Source organism: Halomonas sp. 5021, from assembly GCF_036663435.1.
GTDB lineage: Bacteria > Pseudomonadota > Gammaproteobacteria > Pseudomonadales > Halomonadaceae > Vreelandella > Vreelandella janggokensis.
On sequence record NZ_JAXOVU010000001.1, the window covers coordinates 13,943 to 30,601 of the forward strand.

The 16,659-nt window shown below is 59.6% G+C and carries 17 protein-coding genes; 9 read left to right on the forward strand and 8 right to left on the reverse strand.

Translation table 11 applies throughout. The annotated features are described in order from the left end of the window. Window positions 1–28 precede the first annotated feature (28 nt). On the forward strand, window positions 29–967 hold the full coding sequence (locus R3F64_RS00055; protein WP_332609033.1) for an ABC transporter substrate-binding protein: 939 nt from the start codon (window positions 29–31) through the stop codon (window positions 965–967). On the opposite strand, the gene R3F64_RS00060 is transcribed toward R3F64_RS00055, so the two are convergent. The 5 genes from R3F64_RS00060 to R3F64_RS00080 form a co-directional block, all read right to left on the reverse strand. Further along, on the reverse strand, window positions 964–1,785 hold the full coding sequence (locus R3F64_RS00060; protein WP_332609035.1) for an alpha/beta hydrolase: 822 nt from the start codon (window positions 1,783–1,785) through the stop codon (window positions 964–966). The genes R3F64_RS00055 and R3F64_RS00060 overlap by 4 nt on opposite strands. 44 nt (window positions 1,786–1,829) lie before the next feature. Continuing rightward, window positions 1,830–2,285, reverse strand: a complete 456-nt coding sequence (locus R3F64_RS00065; RefSeq protein WP_332609037.1) for a thioesterase family protein — start codon at window positions 2,283–2,285, stop codon at window positions 1,830–1,832. Then, entirely contained in the window at window positions 2,285–3,238 is a 954-nt protein-coding gene (locus R3F64_RS00070; RefSeq protein WP_332609039.1) for an L-carnitine dehydrogenase, read from the reverse strand. The genes R3F64_RS00065 and R3F64_RS00070 overlap by 1 nt, the downstream gene beginning before the upstream one ends. Further along, window positions 3,235–4,128, reverse strand: coding sequence for a 3-keto-5-aminohexanoate cleavage protein (locus R3F64_RS00075; RefSeq protein ID WP_332609041.1), 894 nt, complete (start codon window positions 4,126–4,128; stop codon window positions 3,235–3,237). Before R3F64_RS00075 ends, R3F64_RS00070 begins: the two co-directional genes overlap by 4 nt. 177 nt (window positions 4,129–4,305) lie before the next feature. Further along, window positions 4,306–5,610 (reverse strand): L-fuconate dehydratase, encoded by a 1,305-nt coding sequence (locus tag R3F64_RS00080; protein WP_268901531.1) that lies wholly within the window; start codon window positions 5,608–5,610, stop codon window positions 4,306–4,308. Between the two features lie 178 nt (window positions 5,611–5,788). On the opposite strand from R3F64_RS00080, the gene R3F64_RS00085 reads away from it, so the two are divergent. From R3F64_RS00085 to nanR, 8 genes are all read left to right on the forward strand, one after another. Continuing rightward, entirely contained in the window at window positions 5,789–6,553 is a 765-nt protein-coding gene (locus R3F64_RS00085) for an SDR family NAD(P)-dependent oxidoreductase (RefSeq protein WP_199283528.1), read from the forward strand. Continuing rightward, the gene (gene pdxA / locus R3F64_RS00090; RefSeq protein ID WP_332609049.1) at window positions 6,550–7,566 is read left to right on the forward strand and encodes a 4-hydroxythreonine-4-phosphate dehydrogenase PdxA; all 1,017 of its coding nucleotides are present in this window, start codon (window positions 6,550–6,552) and stop codon (window positions 7,564–7,566) included. Before R3F64_RS00085 ends, pdxA begins: the two co-directional genes overlap by 4 nt. Then, window positions 7,553–8,695 carry a four-carbon acid sugar kinase family protein gene (locus tag R3F64_RS00095; RefSeq protein ID WP_332609050.1) on the forward strand — a complete coding sequence of 381 codons (1,143 nt, stop codon included), beginning with the start codon at window positions 7,553–7,555 and terminating at the stop codon, window positions 8,693–8,695. The genes pdxA and R3F64_RS00095 overlap by 14 nt, the downstream gene beginning before the upstream one ends. A gap of 146 nt (window positions 8,696–8,841) precedes the next feature. After that, window positions 8,842–9,840: a sialic acid TRAP transporter substrate-binding protein SiaP gene (locus R3F64_RS00100; protein WP_253021571.1), complete on the forward strand. Its 999-nt coding sequence runs from the start codon at window positions 8,842–8,844 to the stop codon at window positions 9,838–9,840. A 63-nt stretch (window positions 9,841–9,903) separates the two neighbouring features. Then, window positions 9,904–10,440 (forward strand): TRAP transporter small permease, encoded by a 537-nt coding sequence (locus tag R3F64_RS00105; protein WP_332609055.1) that lies wholly within the window; start codon window positions 9,904–9,906, stop codon window positions 10,438–10,440. A gap of 26 nt (window positions 10,441–10,466) precedes the next feature. Then, on the forward strand, window positions 10,467–11,846 hold the full coding sequence (locus R3F64_RS00110) for a TRAP transporter large permease (RefSeq protein ID WP_085919001.1): 1,380 nt from the start codon (window positions 10,467–10,469) through the stop codon (window positions 11,844–11,846). Between the two features lie 25 nt (window positions 11,847–11,871). Further along, the gene (locus tag R3F64_RS00115; RefSeq protein ID WP_264823334.1) at window positions 11,872–12,948 is read left to right on the forward strand and encodes an Ldh family oxidoreductase; all 1,077 of its coding nucleotides are present in this window, start codon (window positions 11,872–11,874) and stop codon (window positions 12,946–12,948) included. Between the two features lie 110 nt (window positions 12,949–13,058). Next, entirely contained in the window at window positions 13,059–13,781 is a 723-nt protein-coding gene (nanR, locus tag R3F64_RS00120; protein ID WP_085918999.1) for a transcriptional regulator NanR, read from the forward strand. A gap of 31 nt (window positions 13,782–13,812) precedes the next feature. Here the strand turns inward: nanR and R3F64_RS00125 are convergent, their stop codons facing one another. The 3 genes from R3F64_RS00125 to R3F64_RS00135 all read right to left on the reverse strand — a co-directional run bounded on the left by R3F64_RS00125 (window position 13,813) and on the right by R3F64_RS00135 (window position 16,554). Further along, a complete protein-coding gene (locus R3F64_RS00125; RefSeq protein WP_332609060.1) occupies window positions 13,813–14,835 on the reverse strand; it encodes a zinc-binding alcohol dehydrogenase family protein in 1,023 nt (340 codons plus the stop codon). A gap of 61 nt (window positions 14,836–14,896) precedes the next feature. Continuing rightward, a complete protein-coding gene (locus R3F64_RS00130) occupies window positions 14,897–15,742 on the reverse strand; it encodes a fumarylacetoacetate hydrolase family protein (protein WP_085918997.1) in 846 nt (281 codons plus the stop codon). A 62-nt stretch (window positions 15,743–15,804) separates the two neighbouring features. After that, window positions 15,805–16,554, reverse strand: coding sequence for an SDR family oxidoreductase (locus R3F64_RS00135; protein ID WP_332609062.1), 750 nt, complete (start codon window positions 16,552–16,554; stop codon window positions 15,805–15,807). Between the last annotated feature and the right edge of the window lie 105 nt (window positions 16,555–16,659).

The following is a 16,659-nucleotide window of genomic DNA, read 5'->3' on the forward strand; positions in this document are numbered from 1 at the left end:
AACCTAATCAACAAGAGGGTTTAGCCAGATGCCGACCACTATCAAATCGATGTCTTTAAAAGCGGGATTTTTACTCACTGCATTGACCACGACCCCCGCCATGGCAGAACTTGACGAGCTGCGCTTCGGGGTGCCGCCGTGGCCAGGTGTGACCGTGAAATCCGAAGTGGCGGCCCAGCTACTCGAAACGATGGGTTACCAGACACGGCAGCAGGATTTAGCTGTGAGTGTCATTCTTGAAGGCTTGTCGAATAATGACCTTGAGGTCTATTTAGGCGGCTGGTACCCCGTACAGACCGACATGGTCGAGCCGTTGGTGGCGGACGGCAAAGTAGAGAAAGTGGTTTCGAACATCAGCGGTGCCAATTCCGGGTTAGTGGTTCCCCAGTACGTTTATGATGCTGGCGTCACGACGGTCGCTGAACTGGCAGAGCATCATGACCGGTTTGACGGTGAAATCCAGGGTATTGAAGCGGGAACTGGCATAAACGAGGCGATTCTCAACGCCATCGATAACGACCTTGCCGGGTTGGGCGATTGGCAGCTCCGCGAAAGCTCGACCTCGGCGATGCTTGCCCAGGCTGAGCAAAAAATGGCCGATGAGGAGTGGGTGACGTTTGTCGGCTGGGAGCCTCACTGGATGAACGTGAGCTTCGATCTGGCCTACTTGGCCGATAGCGACGACGCGGGTGTGGCATCGATTGAAAGCACCGTATGGACCATTACGCCGGCCAGCCTGGCGGACGAGGCGCCCGAGGTTCACCGTTTCCTGTCGCAGTACGTGATCGATATCGAGGACCAGAACGAGTGGGTGCATGAGTACAGCTACGAAGAGCGCCCGGCGGATGAAGTCGCGAACGAGTGGATAGGCAACAACCTGGATACCGTTGCCGAGTGGCTTGAGGGCGTTGAAACCCGTGAGGGTGAATCCGCTATTGAGCAGGTGCGGGCCCAGTTCGGCTCTTAACCAACAAGGCGATGCTTGAGCGCATGGCAAAACGCCTGCCATGCGCTGCCCATATTGGGCAGCTGTGATTGGGCGTGCAGAGCGCCGTGCACCATCTGCGGCGCACAGCGATAGCCGATTGAGGCACCCGCTTCCTGCCAGTTAGCGACTGCGGTTTCGATGGGCTGAGTCAGCGGATCGTGCTCGACTGTCAGTACTTCGATGCCCGTCGCAGGTGGCGCGAGATCGCGCTTGGCGGCGCTGATCTCTGGGCAGCGTTGGCGAAGCCCTAGTATATCGTCGCGTGAGAGCAGCGGCGCATCCTTCCCGAGACACCCAGGTGATAGCTCGCCAACCGTTGGATAGATCAACCCAAGCGGTGGGGCCTTGATCAAAGGGTGGGCAAGATCGATAGCCAGACGCCCGCCTGCGCTGTCACCTACCAGCGCAATGGGCTGTATCGCTTCGAGCACCGTTTGGCAGTCTGCCAGCATGGCAGGGTAAGCGACTTCAGGCGCAAGCCGGTAGTTGACGCTTACCACTTCTCGACCCAGCGCACGGGCCAGGCTGGCGGCGGGGCCATGGTGGCTTTCGATCGAGCCGATGGTAAAGCCACCGCCGTGTATAAACAGCACACACCCCGGTAGACGATGCCTGGGGATAAAATGGCGAACATCGATACCATCAACAGTGCCGTCTTTAATCCGCATACCGGCCGGATCAGAAGGGGCGAAGGTTCGGCAAAGAATGTCATAGGCGTGCCGTGCCTGGGGTAATGGCAGCGCTTCCATCGCCTCCAGTTGTGCACTAAAACGTTGAATAAAGGCATCTATATGCATAGCGTTTGCCTTTCCCGCATGACCCCTATCCTGTCTTGTAACGCCTAGCGACGTATGCCGATAGTGCGCCCTGCAAGCTCTGGCCACAGGTCTTTATTAGCCTGAGGAAGCTTTGCCACGCAGTTCTCGACCGGCTTTGGAAATGCAAGGGGGTGTCCTGTCGCTTTTTCCATGCCCATCAGCATCTGTTCGCTGGAAGCGAGCAGGTTGTCTTCGTCATCGAACATGGCGAAAAACACATGCAGGCGTTTGGCATCGCTATCCAGTAGCGTCAGGTCGACACTTAACGGTTGGCCTTGATGTGCCTCGCGGCGATAGCAGAGGTGGGTTTCCAGCGTGTAGATCGTGTAGCCGTAGTGCGCCCGGCCCGCTTCGTCGAGCCCTATCTGGTCGATCAGCGCTTCACAGGCCTGGGAGAAGACGCGGGCGTATGCCGCGTCGTTCATATGCCCATTGTAGTCGACCCACTCAGGGGCGACTTGGGTTTCATGGATGATCATTAAATGCGTCCTTTTAAGCCCTCGGCTTCCGGCCAGTACTTGTGGACGACCTCAAGCAACTCGACCAGAAAGTCATCGCGACGCTTGTCCAGTGTCGCCACCGAGCGCCCCGCGGCTTGATGTTCACAGCCTTCTACCACTTTATCAATCAATTCGTCGGTAAGTTCCGGGGCTTCAAGCTTGGTCCAGGGCAGTTTTAACGCCGGGCCGAACTGTTCCAGCATATGCCGCATGCCTGGCTCACCACCCGCCAGGTGGAAGGTTAAAAACGTACCCATCAACGGCCAGCGTAGTCCACAGCCGTAAACCACGGCCGCATCAATCTCTTCGGTGGTCGCCACGCCATCGTTGACCAGGTGCAATGCTTCCCGCCACAGCGCTTCCATCAAGCGGTCGGCGATATGGCCTTCAATTTCACGGCGAACAACCAGCGGGCGCATGGCGAGTGACTGATAGCGTTCCTGGGCTGCGGCCATCTGCTCGGGCTGGGTGGCGTCACCCCCCACAAGTTCCACCAGCGGCAATAAATATACCGGGTTGAAGGGGTGGGCGACGATCACGCGTCCGGGTGTTTTTTGGCACTTTTGCTGCAGGTCGGTGGGCTTGAAGCCGGAGGTTGACGACCCGATGATGACGTCCGGTTCGGCAGCAGCGTCAATGGCCGCTAGGATTTCTTGCTTAAGCGGTAGACGCTCGGGAACGTTTTCCTGAATCAGGTCAGCACCGTTCACGGCCTCTTCAATCGTCGCTCCAAACGTTAGCCGCTCAGGGCTGGCATCAGGTGCCAGGCCGAGCTGGGTTAATGACGGCCAGGCGTTGTCGATAAATGAACGGGTGCGTTCCGGCGCTTTGGGGTCTGGATCGAAAGCGACGACCTCCCAACCCTGGGCGAGGGCGCGGGCAATCCAGCCGTTGCCAATCACGCCGGTTCCAATCACGGCTAAACGGCTCATGCATCACCTCCTGATGGATGGCGTAAGCTCAGGTGGGCGCGGGTTTCCGCAGGCGTCATGACCCGGGCGCCGAGGTTCTCGATAATGGTTGAGGCTTTCTCCACCAGTTGGCCGTTGTTGGCCAGTACGCCTTTCTCCAGAAACAGGTTGTCTTCCAGGCCGACTCGGGCGTGGCCACCCAGCAGCACCGCCTGAGCGACCATGGGCATCTGATGGCGACCAATGCCGAAGGCGGCCCAGTTGGCGTTATCCGGCAGCTTGTTGCGCATGGCCAGCATGGTTTCGGTGTCGGCTTCGGCGCCCCAGGGGATGCCCAGGCAGAGTTGATAGAGAGGGTCACCGTCGATCAAGCCCTCTTGCTGAAGCTGACGGGCAAACCAGACATGGCCCAGGTCAAAGCACTCAAGCTCTGGTTTGACACCGGCGGCTTGCACCAAACGAGCATGTTCGCGCAGCCAGTCGGCGGGGTTCACGTAGACCATGTCGGCAAAGTTGAGGCTGCCGCAGTCCAGGGTGCACAGCTCGGGGAGCAGCTCACCCACCGGTGCGTGACGTTCGGCGGGCGTTTGTATATCGGTGCCGGGGCCGCCGCGGGAGGGGTCGCTTACATCCGGTATCCAGTCGCCGCCGCCACCGGCGGTGATGTTCATGACGATATCGACATCTGCCTCTCGCACACGCTCCATCACCTCACGGAATTGCTCGGTGGAATGGCTGATGCCACCGGTTTCCGGGTCGCGCACGTGGATATGCGCGATGCTGGCCCCGGCGCGGGCCGCCTCGATGCAGGACGCCGCGATGGCCTTGGGCGTAATGGGTACATTGGGGTTTTTAGTCGTGGTATCACCCGCGCCGGTAACGGCGCAGGTGAGGATGACATTGCGGTTCATGGCGCGCTCTCTAATCAGCGGTTTATTCGCTGACTAGTGTGTCGCGGTGGTTAAAAAAAAGTTGTCGTGAAGCGTCGTTCACTATACATAATCTGCCTAAAATACTTGGCGCGTTTTGTCGCCCGCCTTGAATGCGCGGTCAGGCGTCAGGCTGATCTAAAAACCGCCCCGCACCCTTCAGCTTTCTTCCTGCCAGGCAGCGCCATCAGGGAAACGGTGTCTGGCAAGCGAGTCGTCATGCATGGTGATGCTATAACCGGCGGCAGTTGGCACCTGGTAACGGCCTTGGCGAACGACGACCGGATCGACGAAGTGCTCGTGCAGGTGGTCGACGTACTCCAGTACCCGGCCCTCGAGGCTACCCGACACGGCGATATAGTCGAACATCGAGATGTGCTGGACGTATTCGCACAGCCCAACGCCACCAGCGTGTGGGCAGATCGGCACACCGAACTTGGCGGCCATCAGCACCACCAGGATGACCTCGTTCAGCCCGCCCAGTCGCGCAGCATCGATCTGGCAATAGTCGATGGCGTCGGCTTGCAGGAACTGCTTGAACATCACCTTGTTATGACAATGCTCGCCGGTCGCCACGCCAATCGGCGCGACACGGTGACGTATCTCGGCATGGCCCAGGATGTCATCCGGGCTGGTGGGTTCTTCGATCCACAGCGGGTCGTACTCCGCCAGGCGGCGCATCTTGGCCACTGTCTCATCGACTTCCCATACCTGGTTGGCATCCATCATCAGTACGTTGTCCCAGCCGATCTCCTCGCGCAACAAGGCGGCGCGCCTTGCATCTTCGTCGAGATCGCCACCGATCTTCTGCTTGAAGTGCGTCCAGCCCTCGGCCAGGGCCTCGCGAGCCAGTTGGCGGACCTTGTCGTCGGTATAGCCGAGCCAGCCTGCCGAGGTGGTGTAGCCGGGAAAGCCATCACGACGCATTTCGGCTTCCCGCTGGGCCTTGCCGGGTGCCTGCTTGCGCAGCAGGGCAATGGCTTCTTCCGGCGTCAAGGCATCGGTGACGAAGCGGAAGTCGAGGCAGCGAACGAGCTCTTCAGGACTCATGTCGGCGAGCAGTTTCCACACCGGCTTGCCTTCGCGCTTGGCCCACAGGTCCCAGACGGCGTTGACCATGGCGGCGGTGGCCAGATGGATCGCACCCTTGTCGGGGCCGATCCAGCGCAGTTGGCTATCGCCGGTGATCTCACGCCAGAAAGCACCCATGTTGGCGGTGATCGTCTCCAGCGAGCGGCCCTCAAGGAGTGGAGTGAGTGAGCGAACGGCGGTGACCACGATCTCGTTGCCGCGGCCAATGGTAAAGGTCAGGCCATGGCCCTGGGGGCCGTTGTCGTCATCGGTGTGCAAAATTACGTAGGTGGCTGAGTAATCAGGCGCGGCGTTCATGGCGTCCGAGCCGTCGAGCGAACGGGAGGTCGGAAAGCGTATGTCCTGGACCTCAACGCGAGAAATGGTGGTCATGATGGCGTCCTCATGGTCGTTGGCATTGGTGAGTAATGCGAATGGCTAAGAAGGTGAACTGGCATCTGGCCAACTTTCACCTATCATGCAAGCAATGTCATGATGTATGAAAGGTATGCCATAAACCCTAACGCAACCTAATGGCGATTGCCACACGATAACCAATCAGGAGTGCAGCATGTTCGATGAAATGAAAGGCAAACGAATACTGGTGACCGGTTCGAGTCGGGGGATCGGCGCGGCAGTTGCCAGGCGGCTCGGTGGACTGGGGGCGCGCGTGGCGGTGCATTACCACCGCAGTGAAGGACCGGCCCAGGCGGTCTGCGACGATATCCGCCAGGCGGGCGGCGAGGCCTTTCTGATTCAAGGTGATATCAGCCGCACGAAAGAAGCCACCTCGATTGTCGATCAGGCGGCGGAACAGCTGGGTGGGCTCGATCTGTTGATCAACAATGCCGGTGATATGCAGGGACGCGTCAGCCTGGACGAGATGGATGATGAGTATTACGACAGCGTCATGGACCTCAACGCGCGTTCGGTTGTCATGGCCAGTCGGGCGGCGCTGCCTTACCTGCGCCAGGCCGGGGCTGGCAATATCATTCATACCGGCTCGATCGCAGCGCGCAATGGCGGTGGCACTGGCGCGGGGCTCTACGCTTCGGCCAAGGGCTTCGTCACTACCTTGACCCGCAACATGGCCAAGGAGCTCGCCGGCGACAAGATTCGTGTCAATGCCGTGGCGCCTGGCGTGATTACCACGGATTTCCACGCGCGTCACTCCAACGATGCCCAGATGGAAGCCGCGCGGGCCACGATCCCTCAGGGGCGTCTTGGCAGCGCTGAGGATTGTGTTGGTGCCTACCTGTTCCTGGCGACCGATGCCCTCAGCAGCTATGTCACCGGGCAGATTATTGAAGTCAACGGCGGGCAGTTGATGCCATGAGCCGCAACAGGCAATACGACATCGCCATTACCATGGGGGACCCGGCGGGTATCGGCCCCGAGATCATCTGTCGGGCCGTCGCTGACATGTCGCCATCGGCGCGGGCGGGCACTTTGTTGGTCGGCGATCCGGCGATCTTTCGACGTGCCGCGCAAACCATCGGCAGCGACCTGGATTTCGCGCCTTTGGATATGGTCGACGCCGATATAGATTGTGTGGCAGTCGCGGTGGTGGAAACACCTGCCGATGCCGACATTCCCGACGGCGAGATCAGTGCCGGTGCCGGTGACATGGCCTTTCGCTGCATCGCCAGGGCCGTGGAGCTGGTGCAGAGCGGTCAGGCCGGGGTGATTGTCACGGCGCCGTTGAACAAGGCAGCACTGCATGCGGCCGGTCATTATTATGATGGCCACACCGGTATGCTGGCGGCGCTAACCGGTGCGCCCTCATCGTTCATGCTGTTAGCCTCCGAGCACTTGTCGACCCTGCATGTGTCGACCCATGTGTCGTTGCGTGAGGCCATTGATCGGGTAACGCCCGAGCGGATCATTGCCACCGTCGAGGCCGGTGACGAGCATCTCAGGTCGCTGGGAATGGCCAATCCGCGCATCGCGGTGGCCGGACTTAATCCGCACTGCGGTGAGGGCGGTATTTTCGGTGACGAAGACACCCGCTGTATTTCACCGGCTGTCGAGACCCTCAAGGCGCGTGGATTTGAAGTAAGTGGCCCGATCTCCGCCGATACCGTTTTCTTTCGTGCGTCGCAGGGCGAGTTCGACCTGGTGGTGGCCCAATATCACGACCAGGGGCATATCCCGGTCAAGCTGATTGCCTTCGACACCACGGTGAACGTCAGTCTTGGTTTGCCGATCCGGCGTACGTCTGTGGATCATGGTACCGCCTTTGACATTGCCTGGCAGGGCAGGGCGGATGCGACCAACATGGGCGCGGCGATTGCGTACGCGCATCGGTTGGTGGCTGGAATGAGAGCTAACCCCAATGGGCGTGAGTGAGTGCCGCGTCGCCATTGTCGCCGACGACCTGACCGGTGCGCTGGACGCCGCGGCACCTTTCGCCCAGCGCGGCGCGACGACACGCGTGGTCGTGGCATTGGAGAGCCTGGAGGCTTCCCTGGACGCGTGGCAAGGGGCGCTCCCTGACGTGATCGCGGTGACAACCGAATCACGCCACCTGATGGCATCGGCGGCGGCCGAACGCGTGACCCAGGCGACCCGGATACTCGCTCGTCTGGCTCCTGCTGTGTGGTTCAAAAAAATCGACTCGACACTGCGCGGCCAGGCAGTGGCTGAGAGCCTGGCGATGCACCGGGCTTGTTGTCGACGGCTGTTGCTCGCTCCCGCCGTTCCTTCTCAGGGCCGCACGACCTGCGATGCCCGAATCCTCGTGTACGGCCAACCCCTCGAAGCAACCGACTTTGCCCGCGACGCACGTTCCCAGCCCCCCACTGGTGGCCTGGATGCTCTGTTCGCTGCCGCCGGATTACCCCTGGCGCGCCATGTTCCAGGTCAGCGACTGCCGATGGCGGACAGCGTGGCCGATGCCGAAACAGATGCCGACCTTGATGACTTGGCCGGTGGGGTCGGCGACGAGCCGGGGAAGTGGCTGGCGGTAGGTGCTGCGGGGTTGAGTCGCGCTCTGGCTCAGGTCATGTTCGGTGCGGCGGTGCCATTGGACCATGCCCCTTTTGTCGGCCTCTGGATGGCCGTCGGGTCGCGCAGCGAGCGAGCCAGGCAGCAGGTGGCCGCGCTGCGTCGTGCCGTGCCCGAGCTTCCTGTCATGACGGACATTGACGAAGCGACGGTTGAGTCGCCTTGCCTGTTGTTGATGCCCGATACAGAGGCACCTCCGCGTGGTGCCAACGAGGTGGCGGCAGCGCTTGCCGACGCACTTGCCTTGGGCATGCTGGCGGCCAGGCAGCGCCTCTACCTGGTGACCGGTGGTGATTGCGCCAGTGCGCTGATGAAAAGGCTGGATGCTTGCTATATCGACGTAGCGGGCGAGTGGGAACCAGGAATGGTACTGGGCTATCCGCAGGGCAATCGGAAGTGGCCCTTGCTGACCAAGGCAGGTGGCTTCGGCGACGAGGCGTTGCTGGTGCGCTTGTTAAGATCCCTGGATTGAACGTCAATCCAGAGGTTGCATTGCTCAGAATTGGCGACTAGATTGGATTATGATGGTATGACACGTATACAAGAAGTCCATCACCTTCACTTTCAAATCACCCAACAACCCAACTCCCCAATCATCACGCTATGGAGCAAAATAAAATGGGTAACGCCAACTTCCGACTCAAAACCTTCCATCGTCTCGCCTCCGGCACCCTCCTGCTGGCGGGCATGACGGCAAGCGGCTATGCCTTCGCCGAAACGCTCAATTTTGCCCACGTCTACGAGACATCCGAGCCCTACCATGAGTGGGCGCTGTGGGCGGCTGATGAGATCGAGGAGCGCACCGACGGCCGCTACGAGATCGAGGTTCATCCCGCCTCGTCGCTAGGTAAAGAGGCCGATATCAACGAGGGCCTCCAACTGGGTACCGTGGATCTGATCTACACCGGCAACCAGTTCGCCGGGCGTTTTTACGGCCCCATCGGTATTGCGGGAGCGCCCTACATGTTCCGCGATTTCGATCACTGGCGTGCCTATGCCGACAGCGATCTTTTCGACGAGATCGCCCAGGGCTACCAGGATGAGACCGGCAACGTGCCATTGGCGATGAACTACTATGGTCGCCGTCATGTGACCTCCAATGAACCCATTAACGAGCCGGCGGATATGGAAGGCCTCAAGATCCGCACGCCTAATGCGCCGATGTATATGATGTTCCCTGAGGCCGTGGGTGCCAATCCGACCCCTATCGCCTTCGCTGAGGTCTATCTGGCGCTTCAACAAGGCGTCGTGGACGCCCAGGAGAACCCTCTGCCGACCATTCGCGCCAAAGCCTTCTACGAGGTGCAGGACTACATCAACCTGACCGGCCATATCACCGACTCGCTGATCACCATTGCCGGTGGGCCACTTTGGAACCGCCTCTCTGAAGAAGATCGCGAGATTTTCCGCGAGGTCTACATGGAAGCGGGTGAGAAAATCACTGAAGACATCCTCCAGTCCGAAGAAGATCTCGTTGCCTGGTTCGAGGATCAAGGGGTGACCGTCAATGAGGTCGACATCACGCCATTCCGCGAAGCCACCGTGCCGTACCATACCGGTGAAGATGCGACCTGGGATCAGGAAACCTACGACCGCCTTCAGGCGATCGGTCAGTAAGCCTCTTCTCATAGCCGACACGCCATCCCCTGAAGGGGGTGGCGTCTTCTGCGGAGCTTGCAAATGACAATCGATAAATGGCCTGCCGAGACATCCGACTTTCAGATGGAGGAAGACGATACCTTTGAGTGGCGTGACTATGGGATTGAGGATTACGCCACCCTGGTGGTGTTCTGGCTGCTGGCGCTGGATGTATTCATGCAGTTCTTCAGCCGCTACGTATTGGGGAGTTCGATCGCCTGGACGGAAGAGATGGCTCGCTATCTTTTGGTGACCGTGGGGTTCATGGGAGGCTCCATGGCTGTCCGCACGGGTACGCATATTTCCGTCGAATTCTTCTATCGCTATATGCCCGGCTGGATGAGTCGGCTGCTTGTGACCTTGGTGGATGTTGTCAGTATTGCCTTCTTTGCCACCGGCGCCTGGATCACCTGGAAGCTCGCCGACCGGACCACGGCGTTGATGGCGTCGGTCGATATCCCCAAGAGTTTTCTCTACTACCTGGTGTTGTTGGGGTTCATCTTGATGTTGGGACGGGCTATCCAGATGGCGGTAATTCGCTGGCGTGACCGCAATTCCTCGCACCCTGACGCCCCATAACGACCACTTTGGCCGGAGCTTTCCCCATGTCCCATTTCCTGGCTATGCGCCCTCGAGGGGCGTTGGTTTCACCCCTGATCGCCGCCCTTGCGGTATCTGGTTGCTTGACCCTGGCTTTCTTCGGCGAGTATTTGCTGTTCCTGTTTGCCGCGCTGTTTACCATGTTGCTGCTGGGCGTGCCGATTGCCATCAGCCTGGCGGGTTCCTGCCTGCTGTATGTCTATCTCACCGGGCGCGTGCCCGATGTGGTGGTCGTGCATCGAATGGTCAACGGCGTTGACAGCTTTCCGTTGTTGGCGATCCCGTTTTTCATCCTGGCCGGCAACCTGATGAACAATGGAGGTATCACCAAACGCATTTTCGATTTTGCCAAAGCGTTGATGGGTTGGATGCGCGGTGGTTTGGGCCATGTCAATGTCGGCGCGAGCATCGTCTTTTCCGGCATGTCCGGTGCGGCGGTGGCTGATGCCGGTGGCCTAGGGACTATCGAGATCAAGGCCATGCGCGATGCAGGCTACGATAAGGAGTTCTCGGTGGGCATTACAGCCGCCTCCTCGACGATCGGGCCGATTATCCCGCCCAGCTTGCCGATGGTCATCTACGGTGTCATGGCGTCGGTCTCCGTCGGTCAGTTGTTCGCTGCCGGGCTTATTCCAGGTCTGTTGATGGGCGTGGCACTGATGGTGATGATCACGATCATGGCCAAACGTCGCGGTTATCCCCGGGATTCGGCATTCTCGATTTCGCACCTATGGACGACGTTCCGCCGTGCTTTCCTGTCCCTTTTGACACCGGTGATCATCGTCGGTGGCATCATTTCTGGTGTCTTTACCCCTACCGAGGCCGCCATCGCGGCGGTGGTCTATGCGCTTTTCCTGGGCGGGGTGGTGTATAGAATCCTCACCTGGCGTCGCCTGATGAAGGTCAGCATGGAAACCATCGAGACGACAGCCGTCATTCTGCTGATTGTCGCGGGTGCTTCGATCTTTGCCTGGATCATGAGCAGCAACCAGGTAACGCAGCATGTCATGGGACTTTTGGGCCCCTTTGCCGATAATCCCATCGCTCTGCTGATTATCATCAACCTTGTGCTGATCCTGGTTGGCTGCTTCATGGAGACCATTGCGGCTATCACCATCCTGGTGCCCGTTCTGTTGCCGGTGGCCGTATCCGCGGGTGTAGATCCGGTGCACTTTGGCGTGATCATGGTGCTCAACCTGATGATCGGCCTGCTGACGCCGCCGGTGGGTATGGTACTTTATGTCCTATCGCGGGTCTCGAACATTTCCTTCGAGAGTTGCATGCGCGGCACGCTGCCGTTTCTCATTCCGCTGGTGATCTCGCTGCTGCTGGTGACCTTCATTCCAGCGATTTCGCTTTGGCTGCCAACCCTGGTCTACCGTTGAGTTTGACGAAAGGAGCTGAGTGTCGATGACATCCGATTCGCCTGATTTTCGCGTTGCCGTTACTGATCTGGAACGTTTCATCGATCGTATTCTGCATCGCGCGGGAGCCGATGTGGCCTCCGCCCAGGCCGTGACTCGCGCGCTGGTCACGGCTTCGCGCATGGGGACGGACAGCCACGGATTGCGGCTACTGCCGCACTATATCCAGGCCTTGCAAGGTGGGCGTATCAATGGTCGCCCCGCGATGCATTTTACCCAACCTCTGCCAGCCACTGGGTATCTGGATGCCGATGACGGCCTAGGGCATTTGGCGGGCTACACGGCCATGGGGCATGCCGCTGACATGGCCGAAAAAGTGGGGCTGGGCGCGGTGGCGGTGGGTAATTCATCCCACTTTGGCGCTGCAGGTTGCTATGCGCTGGCGGCCGCTGAACGCGGGTTGATCGGTATGGCCTTCTGCAACTCCGACCCTTTCGTCTTGCTGCACGAGGGACGGTCGCCGTTTCATGGCACCAATCCGATTGCCTTTGCGGCACCGGTCAATGGCCAAGCTCCCTACCTGCTGGATATGGCGACCAGTTCGGTGCCCTGGAATCGCGTTCAGCAGTACGGCGCCATCGGTCGTGAACTTCCGGACCAGGTCGCGGCGGATGCCGCGGGTCGCGTGACCCGCACTCCAGCCGACGTGTCAGCGCTGTTACCGCTGGGCGGAAGTGATTTCGGCTTCAAGGGGGCAGGGCTCGGTGGCATGGTCGAGATATTGAGTTCAACGCTTTCGGGCATGCTTAACGGTTTCCGTCTTTTGCCAATGGGCGGGCCCGATATGGCGACACCGCGGGGAGTAGGTCACTTTTTTCTGGCGATGAACCCTGATGCCTTTAATGAAAATGCATCCTTTGAGACTTGTCTACGCGAATACCTCGAGGACCTGCGTGCTCAGCCCGCCAACGAGGGGACTGAGACACTGGCACCTGGGGACCGGGAGTGGCGATGCCTTGGCATGCGGGATGCTAATGGCATCCCCCTGGACAGGGCTAACCAGGCCGCTTATGCCGCGCTGGCCGAGCAGTTCGATGTTGAGCCGCTGACGCCTATGCGCTGAAAAAGACGCCTTTCCTGCCCCGAAATGACGGCGAAATGCGGTAAAATATGACCATAAGGGGTAAAGAAAGGTTTGTTTTCTTTACCGAAGACAGTCAGGAGAAGGCGTGCATGAGTCGATATCAGGTAGAGCGCAAGACACTATCCGAGCAGGTAGCCGAGCAGCTGGAAACCGAAATCCTCGAGGGACGTTTGAGCGAAAACGCGCAATTGCCTTCAGAACGAGAACTGATGGAGCAGTTTGGGGTGGGGCGTCCGGCGGTGCGCGAAGCGTTGTTCTACCTGCAGCGTTTGGGCTTGATCGCCATCAATAGCGGAACGCGTGCGCGGGTTATTCGTCCTACGGCAGAAGCGGTGATGTCGCGCCTTTCAGGGGTAACCCGGCAGTTGCTTTCCAAGCCTGATGGGCAGCAGTATTTCCAGGAGGCCCGTGCCATGTTCGAGATATCGCTGGCGCGTTACGCCGCCGTCAATGCCAGTGAAGAAGACCTCCAGCGCCTGCGCGATGCCCTGCAGGACAATCGCGATGCCATAGGCGACGAAGCGCGTTTCAAGCGTTCAGATAACGAATTTCATGGGGTACTGGCCAGTATCGGGCGCAATCCTATTTTCGACGCTATTCATGTGGCACTCTCCGAGTGGCTTGATGACCGTCGTGCACAAGTGCTGCAGCAAGAAGGTGAGGATAAGGCCGCGACAGCAGCGCATACCGAAATCATCGAGGCCATCGAATCACGCGACCCCGATGCCGCCGAGGCAGCCATGCGCCGCCACCTGGACCGCCACTATGGTACCTATATGCAGCTCAAGGAACGCCTGTCAGCGTCGCCTTGAGAAGACAACGGGGCTGCCTCTCCATGGGAGGCTAGTGGTTAAGGTGTATCATTGCCTTGATAACGCCGGTAGCAGGGTCACACCACGCCGACATTCGCTCCGGGACTGCATCGAGTTCTTCACGGTGTGTGATCATCGCTGTGTCTTGCAGTCTACCGGCTTCCATCAGTGTCGAGACCCAGGTGAAATCCTCACGTGTGGCATTGCGGCTACTGAGCAGGGTCATTTCCTTGCGGTGAAAGTCAGGGTCGTGAAAAGTGATGTCCGCTTTGACGATACTGACCAGAACGTAGCGTCCCGCCTGGCCGACAAGGTCGAAGCCCTGCTGCATGGCCTCGGGGTTCCCGGTAGCATCGAAGACGGCGTCTGCCAGTGCATCGTCGCTGAGGGTCTCCAATTGCGCTAGCGTATCGTGTTGCAAGGGATTCAGGGTGTGGTCGACATGCAGTGTCTCGCGGCAGAAGGCCAGCCGCTGTTCGTTGGTATCGACGACCACCACGCGGGCCCCGCACTCCCGGGCGAATTGCGCTACCCCAATGCCTATCGGGCCAGCACCTACGACAACTGCCCATTCACCCTGAGCCAGCGCGCTGCGACGCACGGCGTGGGCGCCGATGGCCAGGCATTCCATCAGTGCGAGCTGGTCCAGCGACAGGGTGTGGGAAAGCATCAAGTGGTCGACTGGCACCACCAGCATGTCACACATGCCGCCGTCGCGATGCACGCCGATGACCTTGATTCGCTGGCAGCAGTTGGTGAGCCCCCTTTGGCAGGCGCGGCATTCACCGCAATGCAGATAGGGGATGACGGAGGCATTCTGACCCACCAGTGCCTGGTTGTGGCTATCACCCACTTGCACAACCTCACCAGCCAGCTCGTGCCCCAGCACTCGCGGATAGGCAAAGTACGGCTGATTGCCACCAAAAGCATGGATATCCGTGCCACAGATGCCGATTCGCCGGATGCGCAGCAGGGCCTCGCCCGCTCCGCAAACCGGTGTTTCTCGGTCATCGTGTTCCATCAAGCCGGGGCGCGTACAGACGATGCTGCGCATGGCTTGGCCCTCCTTCATCTCAACTCAACGGCGGGGTTGATTCTGACGATTGAATTTCAGCCTAGTCGTCGGCAACCACTTGCTGGTTCTGTTCGCCCAGCCCCTCAATCCCCAAGCGCATGCGCTGGCCAGGGCGAAGGTAGACCGATGGTTTCTGACCCATGCCGACGCCTGGGGGGGTGCCGGTCGAGATCACATCACCCGGCTGCAGGCTCATGAAGCGGCTCAGGTAGCTGATCAGGAAAGGAATCTGGTACACCATGGTGCGCGTGCTGCCGTCCTGATAGCGCTTGCCATCCACTTCGAGCCACATGTCTAGCTCGTGCGGGTCGGCTACCTCGTCGGGCGTGACCAGCCAGGGCCCCATCGGGCCGAAAGTGTCGCACCCCTTGCCCTTGTCCCAGGTGCCGCTGCGTTCGAGCTGAAACTCGCGCTCGGAAACATCGTTGATCACGCAATAGCCCGCCACGTGTTTCATGGCATCGGCTTCGGCGATGTACTTGCCGCCTTCACCGATCACTACACCCAGTTCGACTTCCCAATCGGTTTTCTGCGAATCACGCGGGATGATGACATTGTCATCGGGGCCGCAGATGGCGCTTGTCCATTTGTTGAACACCACCGGCTCGGGGGGCACTTGGGCACCGGTTTCGGCGGCATGGTCGGAGTAGTTGAGGCCGATGCACAGGAACTTGCCGACACCGCTGACGCAGGGGCCGAGGCGCGTGTCTTTAGGCACTTCCGGCAGTTTGTCGGTATCCAGCTCAGCCAATACGGACAGGTGGTCACGGCTGAGGTGGGGGCCATCGAGATCGGGCAGGTGGGCCGACAGGTCGCGAATGACCCCTTGAGTGTCCAGCAGGCCGGGCTTTTCATGGCCCGGAGGGCCGAAGCGCAGTAATTTCATGTGTGCTCCTCATAAATGTGGGCATTGATATCGTTCATTAACCATCATCTGGCGCGGCATTATCAGTTTAACCAGCCGCCATCGATGATCTGAGTGGTGCCGGTTGTATAGGCGGATTCGTCGGCAGACAGGTAGGTGGCAAGTGCCGCGATCTCGTCGGCGCTGCCCAGGCGGCCCAAGGGCTGTCGGGCGTTGAATTCGGCGTAGACGTCATCCTCTTCGCGGCCCTGCTTTTCGGCCTGGGCGCGAATGCGCTGGCGCAGCGACGGTGAGTCCACGGTGCCTGGGCAGATGGCGTTGCAGCGGATGCCCTGGCCGATGTAGTCGGCGGCGACTGACTTGGTCAGCCCCAGAACCGCGGCCTTGGTGGTACCGTAGGCGCAACGGTTGGGCACGCCCTTGAGGCTCGACGCTACCGAGGCCATGTTAATGATGCTGCCACCGCCGTTGTCGATCATGGCGGGCAGCATGGCACGGATAATGCGCATCATGGCCATGACATTGAGCGAGAACGACAGTTCCCAGTCATCGTCGGTACCTTCAAGCAACGAGCCGTTGGCCACATAGCCTGCGCAATTGAAAAGAATGTCGACAGGGCCGACTTCATCGGCCAAGGCCTTGATGGCATCAGCATTGAGCACGTCCAGTTGACGAGTCTCGATGCCGGGCGTACCGGACAACTCGGCCAGGGTAGCGTCATTGATATCCGTGGCGATGACCCGCGCGCCTTCAGCAGCGAATCGCAGCGCAGTGGCTCGGCCGATGCCCTGGCCTGCTGCGGTGATCAGGGCCGTCTTGTTATTCAATCGCATGGCAGGTTCCGTGATCGTGTTTGTTGAGACCTATTGGTCTGTTGTTGTTTTGTGATGAATAAGCTGTATGACAGGATGACAGTACGATATCTGCGTTTGAGTATG